Raw genomic sequence first — 14,842 nt, 5'->3', positions numbered from 1 at the left:
TTCGTGTAGAGGAACAAAAAAGACAGGGGGATTGCCCCTGCCGTTTCCGTTCAGCCATCCATTTTCAGGGCAGCAAGGAAGGCGCTTTGCGGGATTTCCACCTTACCAAACTGCCGCATGCGCTTCTTACCTTCTTTCTGCTTTTCAAGCAGTTTGCGCTTACGGGAAATATCACCGCCATAACATTTTGCCGTCACATCCTTTGACAGCGCCCCGATGGTTTCACGCGCAATCACCTTGCTGCCAATAGCGGCCTGAACCGCAATCTTGAACAACTGGCGGGGGATAAGGTCTTTCAGACGGGCACAAATGGCGCGGCCACGGGTTTCTGCTGCCGACCGGTGCGCAATGAAAGACAGCGCATCCACCGGTTCCTGATTGACCAAAATGGAGATACGCACAAGGTCGCTCTCCTCATACCCATCCATCTGGTAGTCAAAGCTGGCGTAACCACGGGTCAGTGATTTCAGGCGGTCATAGAAATCAAACACCACTTCGTTCAGCGGCAAGCGATACACTGCCATGGCACGTGAACCCACATAGGTCAGATCAACCTGCACACCACGACGTTCCGTGCACAGCGTCAGCACAGCACCCAGATATTCATCTGGCACCATGATGGTCGCTTTGATCCATGGTTCGTAAATGGTTTCAATCTGCGACAGGTCTGGCATATCTGCCGGGTTGTGCAGTTCTTCTTCCGTGCCGTTGGTCAGTGTCAGTTTGTACACAACAGACGGCGCGGTTGCGATCAGATCAAGATCGAATTCGCGAGACAGACGTTCCTGAATGATTTCCAGATGCAGCAGCCCAAGGAAGCCACAGCGGAAACCAAAACCCAGCGCAGCCGATGTTTCCGCTTCATAATGGAAGGATGCATCGTTCAGGCGCAGTTTTGACAGACTGTCACGCAGTTTCTCAAAGTCATCCGCAACAATCGGGAAAAGACCACACCACACCACAGGAATGGACGGCTTGAACCCTGCCAGCGCTTTATCAGCCGGGCGGCGATCATCCGTAATGGTGTCACCCACGTTACAGTCGGCCACGGTTTTGATAGCGGCATTGATATACCCCATCTCCCCCGGGCCAAGGCTTTCAACGGGCGTCATACGGGGGGAGAACACGCCTACCTGATCAATCTGATGCACAGCCCCGCTGGACATCATGCGCATTTTCATGCCGCGATGCAGGCGGCCTTCCTTGACGCGAACCAGCACGATCACACCCAGATAAGGGTCATACCAGCTATCAACCAGCATGGCCTGAAGCGGCTTTTCCGCATCCCCAACCGGGGGTGGCAGGCGTGTCACCACCGCTTCAAGAACGCCTTCAATATTCAGGCCGGTCTTGGCAGAAATTTCCACAGCATCATCGGCAGAGATGCCAATGACTTCCTCAATCTGCGCTTTAACGCGTTCGGGTTCAGCCGCAGGCAGATCAACCTTGTTCAGAACCGGCACAATTTCGTGGTTGGCATCAATTGCCTGATACACGTTGGCCAGCGTCTGCGCTTCCACACCCTGTGACGCATCCACCACCAGCAGCGACCCTTCGCACGCGGCCAGAGAGCGGCTGACTTCATAAGCAAAGTCAACGTGTCCGGGCGTGTCCATCAGGTTCAGCACATACATATTCCCATCCTTGGCAGGATAGGTCAGGCGCACGGTCTGCGCCTTGATGGTGATACCGCGCTCGCGCTCCAGCTCCATGTTGTCGAGCACCTGATTGGTCATCTCGCGGGCGGTCAGCGCGCCACAAGCCTGAATCAGGCGGTCAGCCAGTGTCGATTTCCCATGATCAATATGGGCAATAATCGAGAAATTGCGGATGAGCGAAAGGGGTGTGTCGGTCATGATGCTCCCTTTAAGCGATAAGAAAGCAAAAGTCAGCCTGTTCCCATACGGGAACGTCTGTTTTCCTGTAAATTTTTCAGCATAGACTGAAAAAGGGCTCCTCCCCTGCCTTTACCCCCTGCAGGAACGCCGTTCTCACGCCTTCATTTCGGCAGACAGCCCTACACCGTGACCATGATGATGCGATGAATCCACACTCCCTCCGCCCCCTGCGGCACCAGTATGCGCTGATCAACAGAAACCGCTCTATCTGCCTTTTGGTTGGGGTCAGACGGGTCAGCCACAGATGCGTGCGGCACCGCTTCCGATATAGGCGAGACCTGATCGAAAGGAACAACCCCCGGCGGCTCCAGACCATCCCATAGTCCCACCACAGCCTCTGCATCCGGGCGGCACATCACAACCCGATCTGACCAACGCAAGTGCAGGTCGGGCATAACAATCAGGGAACTGCCATCGCGCATCACGGGTTCCAGCCGGTCTGTATCAACACGCACGGCATACGCACCTTGGGGCACGGCACCGGGTAAGACAGCATCCTCCCACTCCATACCTGTGGGGTGGCCAGAAAGATCAAACAGACCATACCCCTTCAGGCGGGACAGCGGCAGGCTCCGCGTGCGGCGGGCGGTTTGCAGCCCTTCTGTCATCCCCAGCCCCCCTTCAAGCTGGGCGGCAAAAATGCCCAACGGAGTCTGCAAAACAGCCAGAGCCCGCAGCAGGCTGCTCATGGCGGGCCATCGCAAGGCCCCATCTCCCCCGACCCTGCGGGATGGATTAAATGTTGTGGCATCAAGCCCCGCCGCACGGGCCAGCCCAGATGGCGTCAGCCCGCGTTCAAGCGCCAGAGCATCCAGCGCCTGCCAGAGTTCTTCTGGCCGAATCATTAGCCTGATACGGCGGCTTTATGGTGTGTGTGCTTCCCAGGTAAAGCCTGAGCAATTTTCAGCACTTCACTGGCGTGACGGGCTTTACCCTCATCTGTCACAAAAAAACGACTTTGCCCGTCCTGCTGGGGAATTTGACTGACAAAACCCATTTCCGTCATCCGCTTCAGGCACGGATCATCACGCAGCCCTGTTGGGCGGCCCAACGCACCAGCCAGACACAGCCGGTGCAGGGCAGAACGGCAACAGGTTTCAAGGTAGGGTTCGTTCCACATTCCCGCCAAGATCATCCTTTGGCCGGGCAGATGCAAGAAAAGAAATGGGCGCTTTCAGGCATGCAGCCCCGGTGCCTCCTGCCCGGTGCGGGCCACATATTCCGTGTAGCCGCCGCCATACTGGTGAATACCCTCCGGCGTGATTTCCAGAACCCGGTTTGAAAGCGCTGCCAGAAAGTGCCGGTCATGCGAGACAAACAGCATTGTGCCTTCGTAATTCGACAGCGCGGTAATCAACATTTCCTTTGTGGCCATGTCCAGATGGTTGGTCGGTTCGTCCAGCACCAGAAAATTCGGTGGGTCATACAGCATCAATGCCATAACCAGCCGCGCCTTTTCACCACCCGACAGCACACGACAGACTTTTTCAATTTCATCACCCGAGAAGCCAAAACCACCAGCCAGCGTCCGTAACGCACCCTGATTGGCTAGGGGGAAAGCCCGCTCCAGCGTTTCAAAAATGGTCAGATCACCATCCAGCAGATCCATGGCATGCTGGGCGAAATATCCCATCTTCACATTGCTGCCGACAGTGACAGTGCCTGCATCCGGTTTTGTCGTGCCCGCTACCAGCTTCAACAGCGTTGACTTACCCGCCCCGTTGACGCCCAGAATACAGCAGCGCTCACCCCGGCGGATCAGCAGATCAAGCCCTTTATAAATTACCCGGCTGCCATAGCTTTTATCCACGCCCTGAAAGTTGGCCACAATGTCCCCAGACCGGGGAGCCGGGGGAAAATCGAAACTGAGGGCCTGTCGACGCTTGGGGGGCTCAACCCTGTCAATTTTTTCCAGTTTTTTGACCCGGCTTTGCACCTGTGCCGCATGAGATGCACGGGCTTTGAAGCGTTCTATAAAACTGACTTCCTTCGCCAGCATGGCCTGCTGACGTTCAAACTGCGCCTGCTGCTGTTTTTCGTTCAGGGCGCGTTGCTGTTCATAAAATTCATAATCACCGGAAAAACTGTTTAGATTTCCGCCATCAATTTCAATCACCTTGTTGATGATACGGTTCATGAAGGCACGGTCATGCGATGTCATAAGCAACGCGCCATCATAACCGGCCAGAAACTGTTCAAGCCAGATCAGACTTTCAAGATCAAGATGGTTGCTTGGTTCATCCAGCAGCATAACGTCCGGGCGCATCAACAGAATACGGCCCAGTGCGACACGCATTTTCCACCCGCCGGAAAGTTTGCCAACGTCTCCGTCCATCATTTCCTGACTGAAGCCAAGACCATGCAACACTTCGCGGGCTTTGCCCTCAAGCGCGTAACCGCCTAAATCTTCAAACCGGGCCTGAACTTCGCCAAAGCGCTCGATAATGGTGTCAAGCTGATCAAACTGTTCCGGGTCCGCCATGGCGGCTTCCAGCTCTGAAAGTTCCGCTGCGACCTCCGCCACCGGCCCTGCCCCATCCATGACTTCCGCCACGGCAGTCCGGCCTTGCATTTCCCCCACGTCCTGACTGAAGAAGCCAATACTGACCCCACGGTCAATCAGCACCTGCCCTTCATCGGGCTCGTCCTGCTTGGTTATCATGCGGAACAGGGTTGATTTCCCCGCCCCATTCGGCCCCACCAGCCCGATCTTTTCGCCTTTTTGCAACGCGGCCGAAGCTTCAATAAAAATCAGGCGCTGGCCATTATGCTTACTGATGGTGTCAAGACGGATCATGCTGGTCCTCGTGGGTGGGTCGTTGTGGGCACTTACCCCTAACCGGCCTGAAAGGTAAACCGTATCACGCCCCAAACACGCCCTTAAAATACGCCTCCAGCCCTGTTGAACCCTTGCAACGTATCCCTGCCTGTTCGTGGGGCTGGCTTATGAACAGTTTGGTCATGTGTGCATAAGACTGCGCTGCCTGTTCGGAAAAACCGTTTTCACGATAATAAGCCAGCCAGTCAGCCGACGGGATTTCACGGACCGATACGGGGCGACCCACTACGCGCCCAAGAACTGTGGCAACATCCTGCGGCGCATACAGGCTTGGCCCTTCACACGCATAAAGACCTGTTTCTGTGACCTCTGACATCAGCAGTCTTGCGGCCAGCGCCCCGACATCCTGTGGTGCAACCATCGGCACTTTCAGCCCGACGGGCAATAGTGTGGAAAATTCTCCTGTCTCACGCACCTGTTTTGCGGAAGAAACCCAGTTGCTCATGTAATAAGCCGCCCGCAAAGAGCAGCTTGGCACGCCTAGACTCCGCACACCTTCCTCAAGTTCATACAGAACACCCAGATCCCCACAATGCGGGCCAGGTTGTGCGCCGTATGTTGATTGAACAACAATTTTTTCAAGCTGAACGCCCTTTAATGCAGCCAGAATGGCATGGACCGACTGGCGCTCAACCGTATCGGTATCTTCCGATACCGGTGCAGGCGGGTTGAGCAGAAAAACGCGCGATGCTTTGCGAAAAACATCTTCAAGCGCAGCGGGGTCGTAAATACCCGCCACTGCGGCTACGGCTCCTTTCCGCTGCCATAGCGCCGCTTTTTCTCTGCTACGGGTCACAATAGTTACGGGGCACTGGGCGTCCAGCAACTGATCCGCAACAATACTGCCCACATGCCCTGTTGCACCAAGAACCACATACATTCCTTTGTCCTTCCACCACGCAAACATTACGCCGAAATAAAAAAAGGCGAGCAGGTTTCCCTACTCGCCCCGACATTAAAAATGACTGAGTATTACTGCTTGGTTGCACCGTCTGGCAGAGCATACGCCACAATGTAATCACCCAGCTTGGTGCCAAAAGACCCATGCCCGCCATCAACCGTCACCACAAACTGGCGGCCGTTGGCTTCATACGTCATTGGGGTGGACTGACCACCCGCAGGCAGACGGTCCTGCCACAGTTGCTTGCCTGTCGTCACATCATAGGCCCGGATATAATAATCAGCCGTAGATGTCAGGAAGGCCACACCACCTGCTGTTGTCAGCGGCCCACCCAGAGACGGAATACCAACCTTGAATGGCAATGGCAGCGGTGAACTATCACGCACGGTGCCGTTACGGTGCATCCACATAATCCGGTTGGTTTTCAGGTCAATACCGGCCACATAGCCCCAGCCCGGCTGTTTGCACGGAATACCCAGCGGTGACAGGAAGGCATGCAGGTCAACCCCATATGGTGTGCCGTATTGCGGCTGCACACCACTTTCTGACCCGGAAGGACCAGCTTTTGGGTCTGGCTGCGCAGGGTTGCCGGGACCGCGTGGGATCAGTTTGGAAACAAACGGAATGGCAATCGGGTTAGCAAACGCCACCTGACGCACGGGGTCTACAGCCAGACCACCCCATTCGAACATGCCCAGATTACCCGGGAACACCAATGTGCCCTGCAAGGACGGTGGCGTGAATGGCCCCTCGTACCGCATTTTCTTGAACATGATTCGGCACACCATCTGGTCAAGCATGGTGCCACCCCACATATCCGCATCTGTCAGGTTTTTCTTGGGGCGGAACGTCAACTGAGAATACGGCTGCGTTGCGGCCACACGGTCGCCCGGTGCGGCCCCCTGCGGTACCGGTGTTTCTGGCGCAGGCACAATCAGATGTCCATTCCGCCGATCAAGCACAAAGATGTTGCCGGTTTTGGCTGGCGCATACAGCGCAGGCACAACAGACCCATCCTTCTGCCGGATATCCACCAGACTGGGCTGAGACGGAATATCCATATCCCACAGATCATGATGCACAGTCTGATAAAACCAGACTTTTTCACCCGTGTCGGCATTCAGGGCCAGAATGCCGGATGCATAGCGTTCCTGATCTTCCGATCGGTGGCCACCCCAGATATCAGGCGTTGCAACACCGGTGGGGATATAAATCAGGTTCAGTTTGGCATCGTAAGCTGACGTGATCCATGAATTGGGAGAATTGGGCACATAATGGTGCGTGTCAGATGGCAGTTCGTTCGGGTTGGGATTTCCCGTATCAAAAGCCCAGACCAGACGGCCCGTATAAAGGTCATACGCCCGCGTAACACCTGATGGTTCGTGCGTGGAATAGTTATCCGTCACCGCGCCCGATACAATCACAACCTTGCCGGTAACAACGGGGGGCGATGTGGGTTCGTAAAACCCAAGCTCGCGCATGGGCATTCCGTCAGACAGATCAACCGCGCCTTCTTTCCCAAAAGCGTGACAGGCTTCCCCTGTCTCCGCATTCAGCGCGATCAGGCGGCCATCATTGGTGGGCAGAAAAATACGGCGTGCGCAATCATCTGTCGGCACCGGAGAGCCATCAGCTGTTACGTCGCCTTCGTGCGCTTCAGCATAGGAAACACCACGGCAGGTCATGTGCTGAAAGCTGGGGTTGTATTTCAGCTTTGGGTCATACTTCCACTTTTCCTTGCCCGTTGCAGCATCAAGCGCAAAGACGATTTGGTGCGGCGAGCAAAGATAGAGGGTATCCCGAATTTTGATTGGCGTGACTTCGTCGGTAATTTCGCCGGGGTCATTTGGGGTTTTCAGGTCATGGGTACGGAAAACCCATGCCACCTTCAGGTTCTTCACATTAGCCGGGCTAATCTGCGCCAGTGGTGAATAGCGGTTGCCAAACTGCGTGCGCCCATAAGCAGGCCAGTCGCCCGCTGCGGCTTCTGCCACATCCCCCGGTGTTACCGGGGCACCCTGCTGCGCTACACTTGGCAACGTACCAGAAACATCCTGCGGGTCTTGCGTCAGGGCAAAGCCATAAACACCCAGCCCTGCAACAATCCCGGCTGCCAGCGGCAGGCTGTTAAGGGGTTTTGCGGGCAAAAGAGCACGTGACACCACAGGCAGCAAAAGCAACAGGCCAAGGGGCAGAATCACGTCACCACGCGGTGCCAACGCCCAGAAATCAAACCCGGATTCCGCGACTGCCCAGACGAGCGTTGCAAACACAAGAGCTGCATACACCCACAGGGCCTCGCGCCAGCGTTTCAGCAGCATGACGGCCACAACAAGCAGAACAATACCGCTGAACAGATAGAACCATGACCCGCCAAGCATCGCCAGCCATGCGCCACCGCCCGCCAGGTACAGCCCCAGCAGAACAAAGATCGCGATGATCACGTTAAGAAACACCCCGGACCGGGAAGAAGGTGGCGTCATGCAAATGAACCCTGGCTGTTAGACAGAAATATCGACAAGGATGGTCCACTTTATAAGGAAACCGCATGATTGTCCCGGAAAATTCAGGCGCTATCAGTCAGACAAGGCTGGTTGCGCCGGATGTTCCGGTTTGATCAAGGCTTCTTTTTTCTTTCGGAAATCAAATAAATGGACAGACCGCAATGAGCCCAAACGTCGAAACTTGCTGACTGTTCCACACGGGTTTTCCGTTACCCGAGCGACCTGTTAGAATAGCCAAACACCTTATTCTTTCCCTGACGTGTCAAAGAGAGACCGATGCGCACCCTTCTGCTGAAAAATGCCCTGCGTCTGGTAACCATGAACGACCATCGTGACGAACTGGCAGGAGGCTGGGTACTGGTAAAAGGCCGACAGGTTGCGGCCATTGGCACAGCAGACACTCCCCTGCCCGACGCAGATGAGGTGCTGGATATGACGGGCCACGTTGTCATGCCCGGCATGGTGAATACACACCACCATATGTACCAGACCCTGACGCGCGTTATCCCTGCGGCACAGGATTCCTCTTTATTCGGGTGGTTACAGGCCCTCTATCCTATCTGGGCGGGCCTGACGCCAGAAATGATCCGTGTTTCAACCTGCACAGCCATGACGGAACTGCTGTGGTCTGGCTGCACGACAACCAGTGATCATCTTTATCTGTTCCCCAATGGCATCAGGCTGGACGACCAGATTGAAGCCGCAACCGAAATGGGGATGCGGTTTCACGCAGCCCGAGGCTCCATGAGTGTTGGAGAAAGCAAAGGCGGCCTGCCCCCCGATAGTGTTGTAGAGCAGGAAACTGCTATTCTGAAGGACACGCAACGGGTTATCGAAGCCTTCCATGACCCCGCGCCTCTGGCGATGCAGCGCGTAGTGGTGGCTCCGTGTTCGCCTTTTTCGGTCAGTCGCGACTTGATGCGTGAAGCTGCTGCGTTAGCCCGCGCCACAGGCACCATGCTGCACACCCATCTGGCAGAAAACGATAGTGACATCACCTACAGCCGTCAGACCTTCAACATGACGCCCGCCGAATATGCCGAGGATACGGGGTGGGTCGGTGCTGACGTCTGGCATGCACACTGCGTCAAACTGGATGACGCAGGCATCCGCCGTTTTGGCGCAACACAGACAGGTATGGCGCATTGCCCGTGCTCTAACATGCGTCTGGGGTCTGGCATTGCCCCCGTACGGCGAATGGCGGCGGCGGGTATGCGCGTTGGGCTGGGGGTGGATGGTTCAGCTTCAAACGACGGAAGCCATATGCTGGGGGAAGCCCGTCAGGCCATGCTGCTGGGCCGACTGGTACCACCCCAATCCAACCAGCCCATGATGCAGGCGCGCGAGGTGCTTGAACTGGCAACACGCGGGGGCGCTGCTGTTCTGGGGCGCAACGATATCGGACACCTTACCCCCGGCATGGCGGCAGATATTGTGGCCTTTGATCTTCGTGGCATTGATTATGCCGGGGCGCAGTCTGATCCGGTAGCAGCTCTGCTGTTCTGCACACCGCAGCGCGTGGCCTATTCTATTGTAAACGGCCGTATTCTGATTCGGGATGGTCAGTTTACAAAGCACGACCCTTTTGTTCTAGCCGAAAAGCACAATGCCTTAGCCCGTACGCTTCTGGAAAAAGCGTAACACGACGGTAAGGACCGATATTACCCTCGTGCTGAATAAGGGCGACATGATTCATCATCAGGAATAGTGAAGAAAACGCCACCTTTTTGCCTGATATGTTCACAAATCAGCCAGAACCTTCATAAGCACGCTCTTATTCTGAACAGAACCGGCCTTTTATGCGTTTTGTCGGCAGAACTGATTTGAGAGGTAAGTGTTTACATGACGCGTTCTTTTGCTGCCCCCATGCCCCGGCCCGCTTATACTCTGGCACGAAGCGGGCGCAGCCTGTTGGCACGCAGCATGATCAGCTTGGGAGCACTGGCGGCCTGCATGATGATTTCCACACCTGATGCGTCAGCCCGCGCTTTTGACAGCAAAGCTTTCGGCACGCTTTCAAGCGGGCAGAAAGTGCAGCGCTATACTCTGCGCAATGCCAACGGCATGAGCGTTCAATTTCTGTCTTATGGTGGTATTATCACCGCAATCAATGTGCCAGACCGCAACGGGCGTGTTGCCAATGTGGTGCTCGGCTTTGCCAAACTGGATGGTTACGAAACAGACAGTGCCCATGCCAATATCTATTTCGGTGCCTTGATTGGGCGGTACGCCAATCGGCTGGCAAACGGCACATTTGTGCTTGATGGGCAGACAATCCATACCACCGTCAATAATCCACCCAACACGCTGCACGGTGGCCTGGTCGGGTTTGACAAGAAAATCTGGCAGGTGCGCAAGCTGTCTGGCCTATCCCATGCTGTTGGCGCGGAACTGACACTGACCAGCCCCGACGGGGAAGAAGGCTTTCCCGGCACACTCCATGTGACAGTTGATTACGTTCTTGATGACAGCAACCGGTTGAGCATCCGCTATCGCGCCACGACTGACCGCCCCACGGTGTTAAACCTGACCAACCACAGCTACTTCAATCTTGGTGGCGAAGGCTCTGGCTCTATCGAAAACCATACGCTGCAAATCAACGCTGATACCTTCACGCCGGTTGATCACGCGGCCATTCCCACAGGGCAGATTGCCCCCGTTGGTTCAACCCCCCTTGATTTCCGCACCCCGCACCGTATTGGTGAGCGTCTGCGGGACAATCATCCCCAGATGCTGATTGGCCGTGGCTATGACCATAACTGGATTATAAACGGCTATGACGGCAGGACGCAGCGCCTTGCCGCTACTGTGACTGACCCCGCTTCTGGCCGCACTCTTTCCGTCTCAACCACCCAGCCGGGGATACAGGTTTATACCTCAAACTCGCTCGATGGGACGTATGCTGGCCCGTCTGGACACGCTTACCGGCAAACCGACGCCATTGCGCTTGAAACGCAGCATTATCCAGATTCCCCTAATCACCCAGCCTTCCCGACCACCACCCTGCGTCCCGGTGAGGCGTTTGATCACACCACCACATTTCAGTTTGGGGTTACAGGCGCAGCCGCCACGCAATAACGGTTTCTATCCTGACAGCACAAAAAAACGGGGCCTTCCGAAGAAGGCCCCGTTTCTATTTTTCTGATACCTGAAAAGGTAGATCAGACAGAATAGTACATTTCAAACTCAACCGGGTGCGGCGTGTGTTCGAAGCGATACACGTCTGCCCATTTGACGTTGATGTAGCTTTCAATCTGGTCCTTGGTGAACACGCCACCAGCCAGAAGGAATTCATGATCAGCCTGCAAAGCTTCCAGAGCTTCACGCAGGGACCCGGCAACAGTCGGGATCTGCTTCAGTTCTTCTGGCGGCAGGTCATACAGATCCTTGTCCATCGCATCGCCGGGGTGGATCTTGTTCTTGATGCCGTCCAGACCAGCCATCAGCATGGCGGCGAAAGACAGGTAAGGGTTAGCTGTCGGGTCCGGGAAGCGGACTTCAACACGCTTTGCCTTGGGGCTGGTTGCGTACGGAATACGGCAGGAAGCAGAACGGTTGCGGGCAGAATATGCCAGCAGCACGGGCGCTTCAAAACCCGGAATCAGACGCTTGTAGGAATTGGTTGACGGGTTGGTGAAGGCGTTCAGCGCCTTTGCATGCTTAATGATACCGCCAATGTAATACAGTGCGGTGTCAGACAGGTCTGCATAACCGTTACCAGCGAATGTCGGCTTGCCTTCTTTCCAGATAGACTGGTGAACATGCATGCCAGAACCGTTATCGCCATAGATAGGCTTCGGCATGAAAGTTGCCGTCTTGCCGTAAGACTGGGCAACGTTGTGCACACAGTATTTGTAAATCTGCATGAAGTCGGCAGAACGGACCAGCGTATCAAACTTGGTGCCCAGTTCGTGCTGAGACTGCGCCACTTCGTGGTGGTGCTTTTCAATCGGCAGGCCCATTTCGCCCATGGTTGCCAGCATTTCAGCGCGCAGGTCTGCTTCGCTGTCTACTGGCGGCACTGGGAAGTAACCACCTTTAACACCCGGACGGTGGCCCATATTGCCTTCCGGATAATCCTTCAGGGATGCGCCGGGGCCTTCGATGCTGTCGAGCTGATAGGTGCCAAAGTTCGGGCCAGTGCCGAAACGCACGCTGTCAAAAATGAAGAATTCAGCTTCCGGGCCAAAGAACGCGGTATCACCCAGACCGGTAGACTTCAGATACTGTTCTGCCAGCTTGGCGGTAGAACGTGGGTCACGGTTATAGGGCTGCCCGGTTGAAGGCTCGATAATATCACAGAACAGGATCAACTGCGGACGGGCAGAAAACGGGTCCATGACAGCGGTTTCTGCGTCTGGCAGCAGAACCATGTCGCTTTCATTGATTGCTTTCCAGCCATCAATGGAAGAGCCGTCAAACATGAAGCCTTCGGTGAAGGTATCTTCTTCAATCGTGGTGACGTACTGCGCAGTGTGGTGCCATTTACCGCGCGGGTCAGTAAAGCGCAGGTCAACCAGTTCGACCGAATTCTCCTGAATCAGGTCGAATACTTTGGCAATTGCTGCGGCTTTGGCGTCGCCCGCAGACGTTGTTTTCTTCACCATTCTCTCTTCACCTACAACCTGTTGCGCACCGGAACTCTTCCGGCACAGCTAGGATTATCAAACGCGTGCCATGCTCTGCCGCGCAGTCTGGCCCTGATGGGCCGACGGCGCTGTCAGATAGCATCTTCCCCTCTTTCCCCCGTGCGGATTCGCACCACGTCTTCCACCGGAAGGATAAAGATCTTGCCATCCCCGATTCGTCCGGTCCGGGCTGCGGCAGATATCGCCTCAACCGCCCGTTCCACCAGACTGGCGGGGCAGACAACCTCAATTTTCATCTTGGGCAGAAAATCAACAATATATTCCGCGCCACGATACAGTTCCGTGTGCCCTTTCTGCCGGCCAAAGCCCTTGGCTTCGATCACGGTAATGCCCTGCAGGCCGAGTTCATGAAGGGCTTCCTTCACTTCATCCAGCTTGAACGGCTTTATGATGGCCTCGATCTTTCTCATGTCACGTCATCAATATATCACTGCTGTACCCTGTTTTAGAGGGGCCCGTCTCTACCGTTGCCTTACCCCGCAGGGCATGGACGCTCAAGCCGAACGCGTCCAAACTTGCACGGGTTGGCCGCATGAGCAATCGGGCAGATGTGAAATAGTATCGATAAAGCATTGATTGCTGACGGTTGCCGGTTGTTTTTTGCCTGTTTTTCAAGGTTTTCGCCCTCTTTCCCGAATAAGGAACCCAGACATGACAAAACCGCTAAACCGACACTTGGCGGCGCTACCCACGACAATTTTTACCGTCATGTCTGAATTGGCCCGTAAACACGGGGCCATTAACCTTGGCCAGGGTTTCCCGGACACGGAAGGCCCGCACGACATGGTGCAGGCCGCGGCAGACGCCCTGCTTGATAACCGCAACCAATACGCCCCCCTTACCGGCCTGCCCGCACTGCGTCAGGCTGTTGCCCGTTCAAACGCCCGGTTTCAGGGACTCGCCATCAACCCCGATTCTGAAGTCATCGTGACATCGGGGGCGACAGAAGCCCTCGCGGCTTCTCTGATGGCGCTGATTGAACCGGGTGACGAAGTGGTGCTGATTGAACCGCTTTATGACACTTATCTGCCCATGGTTCGCCAGCTAGGCGGCGTGCCACGCATGGTCCGGCTGGAGCATCCGGGCTGGACATTGCCACGGCAGGCACTGGCAGAGGCTTTTTCAGACCGCACCAAAGCCATTCTGCTCAACACCCCCATGAACCCCACGGGCAAAGTCTTTTCACAAGACGAACTGGATTTCATCGCATCGCTTGTAAAGCAGCATGACGTGTACGCCGTGTGTGATGAAGTGTACGAACACCTGACGTTCAATACGCCCCATGTTTCGCTTATGGCGTTGCCAGACATGCGCGACCGCTGTGTGCGCATAGGCAGTGCAGGCAAAAGCTTTTCCCTGACGGGGTGGAAAGTCGGTTATATCACAGCCCCTACTCCGCTGGCCGAGGTCATCGCAAAAGCCCATCAGAATCTGGTTTTTGCCACAGCCCCCAACCTTCAACGTGCTGTTGCCTATGGGCTAGACAAAGACGAATCCTATTTTGCAGACCTCGCCGCAGATATGGCGCGTAAACGCGATATTCTGTCTGATGGCCTGCGGAGTGTCGGGTTAGACGTGCTCCCCTGCCATGGTAGCTATTTTGTCATGGCGGACATCACCCCCTTGGCCAACGGGTTGGATGACATGGCATTTGCCCGTCTGCTGACCGAGAAAGCAGGCGTGACAACCATTCCGGCTTCAGCCTTCTACGAAGCCAGTAACGGGACTCCCCCCACGCATTTGCTGCGCTTCGCTTTTTGCAAACAGGAAAGCGTTTTGCGGGACGCCGTAGGCCGGATTGCCGCCTGGCGTAACCGTGGTTGAAACTTTTTTGCGTTTGCCCCTCACTCTTGCATTGACGGGCCAGCGTCTCTTCTCTAAACGACCCCTAGCTGTGTGGCGGACGTAGCTCAGTTGGTAGAGCGCCGGTTTGTGGTACCGGTTGTCGCGGGTTCGATCCCCGTCGTTCGCCCCAGCTTTTAATCTCCCAAAAATTAAATCCTAGTAGCGGTAACGCTAACTTATCCTGTGCAAGCATAGCTGTATCTGGC

At 55.5% G+C, this 14,842-nt stretch carries 11 protein-coding genes and 1 tRNA gene; 4 read left to right on the top strand and 8 right to left on the bottom strand.

The genetic code is table 11. The features are described 5' to 3' along the window. Window positions 1-50: 50 nt before the first annotated feature. The 6 genes from lepA to Abin_RS02205 all read right to left on the bottom strand — a co-directional run bounded on the left by lepA (window position 51) and on the right by Abin_RS02205 (window position 8,121). Window positions 51-1,856, bottom strand: a complete 1,806-nt coding sequence (gene lepA / locus Abin_RS02230) for a translation elongation factor 4 (RefSeq protein WP_048844702.1) — start codon at window positions 1,854-1,856, stop codon at window positions 51-53. A gap of 161 nt (window positions 1,857-2,017) precedes the next feature. Further along, complete coding sequence (locus tag Abin_RS02225; RefSeq protein WP_052948146.1) at window positions 2,018-2,743, bottom strand: helix-turn-helix transcriptional regulator; 726 nt, start codon at window positions 2,741-2,743, stop codon at window positions 2,018-2,020. Beyond that, window positions 2,743-3,018, bottom strand: a complete 276-nt coding sequence (locus Abin_RS02220; RefSeq protein ID WP_048844701.1) for a hypothetical protein — start codon at window positions 3,016-3,018, stop codon at window positions 2,743-2,745. The genes Abin_RS02225 and Abin_RS02220 overlap by 1 nt, the downstream gene beginning before the upstream one ends. A gap of 54 nt (window positions 3,019-3,072) precedes the next feature. Continuing rightward, window positions 3,073-4,695 (bottom strand): ABC-F family ATP-binding cassette domain-containing protein, encoded by a 1,623-nt coding sequence (locus Abin_RS02215; protein ID WP_048844700.1) that lies wholly within the window; start codon window positions 4,693-4,695, stop codon window positions 3,073-3,075. Window positions 4,696-4,759: 64 nt separating this feature from the next. Next, a complete protein-coding gene (locus tag Abin_RS02210) occupies window positions 4,760-5,617 on the bottom strand; it encodes an NmrA family NAD(P)-binding protein (protein ID WP_048844699.1) in 858 nt (285 codons plus the stop codon). Window positions 5,618-5,709: 92 nt separating this feature from the next. Next, the gene (locus Abin_RS02205; RefSeq protein WP_048844698.1) at window positions 5,710-8,121 is read right to left on the bottom strand and encodes a glucose/quinate/shikimate family membrane-bound PQQ-dependent dehydrogenase; all 2,412 of its coding nucleotides are present in this window, start codon (window positions 8,119-8,121) and stop codon (window positions 5,710-5,712) included. Window positions 8,122-8,418: 297 nt separating this feature from the next. Between Abin_RS02205 and Abin_RS02200 the strand changes: the two genes are divergently transcribed. Both Abin_RS02200 and Abin_RS02195 read left to right on the top strand, forming a co-directional pair. Continuing rightward, on the top strand, window positions 8,419-9,783 hold the full coding sequence (locus Abin_RS02200; protein WP_084593402.1) for an 8-oxoguanine deaminase: 1,365 nt from the start codon (window positions 8,419-8,421) through the stop codon (window positions 9,781-9,783). A 282-nt stretch (window positions 9,784-10,065) separates the two neighbouring features. Beyond that, window positions 10,066-11,220 (top strand): aldose epimerase family protein, encoded by a 1,155-nt coding sequence (locus tag Abin_RS02195; RefSeq protein WP_146867610.1) that lies wholly within the window; start codon window positions 10,066-10,068, stop codon window positions 11,218-11,220. An 83-nt stretch (window positions 11,221-11,303) separates the two neighbouring features. On the opposite strand, the gene glnA is transcribed toward Abin_RS02195, so the two are convergent. Then, a complete protein-coding gene (glnA, locus tag Abin_RS02190; protein WP_048844697.1) occupies window positions 11,304-12,749 on the bottom strand; it encodes a type I glutamate--ammonia ligase in 1,446 nt (481 codons plus the stop codon). 113 nt (window positions 12,750-12,862) lie between these two features. Next, window positions 12,863-13,201, bottom strand: a complete 339-nt coding sequence (locus Abin_RS02185) for a P-II family nitrogen regulator (protein WP_006557470.1) — start codon at window positions 13,199-13,201, stop codon at window positions 12,863-12,865. Window positions 13,202-13,442: 241 nt separating this feature from the next. Here Abin_RS02185 and Abin_RS02180 point away from each other — a divergent pair, with 241 nt between their 5' ends. Both Abin_RS02180 and Abin_RS02175 read left to right on the top strand, forming a co-directional pair. After that, the gene (locus Abin_RS02180; protein ID WP_048844696.1) at window positions 13,443-14,615 is read left to right on the top strand and encodes an aminotransferase; all 1,173 of its coding nucleotides are present in this window, start codon (window positions 13,443-13,445) and stop codon (window positions 14,613-14,615) included. Window positions 14,616-14,690: 75 nt separating this feature from the next. Then, window positions 14,691-14,766: transfer RNA gene (locus Abin_RS02175), tRNA-His, on the top strand. The last annotated feature ends 76 nt before the right edge of the window (window positions 14,767-14,842 follow it).

The sequence above is a fragment of the Acetobacter indonesiensis genome (assembly GCF_000963945.1).
Taxonomy (GTDB): Bacteria; Pseudomonadota; Alphaproteobacteria; order Acetobacterales; family Acetobacteraceae; genus Acetobacter; species Acetobacter indonesiensis.
The sequence above is the reverse complement of the archived record's forward strand: the minus strand, read 5'-3'. Positions and strand labels throughout refer to the sequence as shown.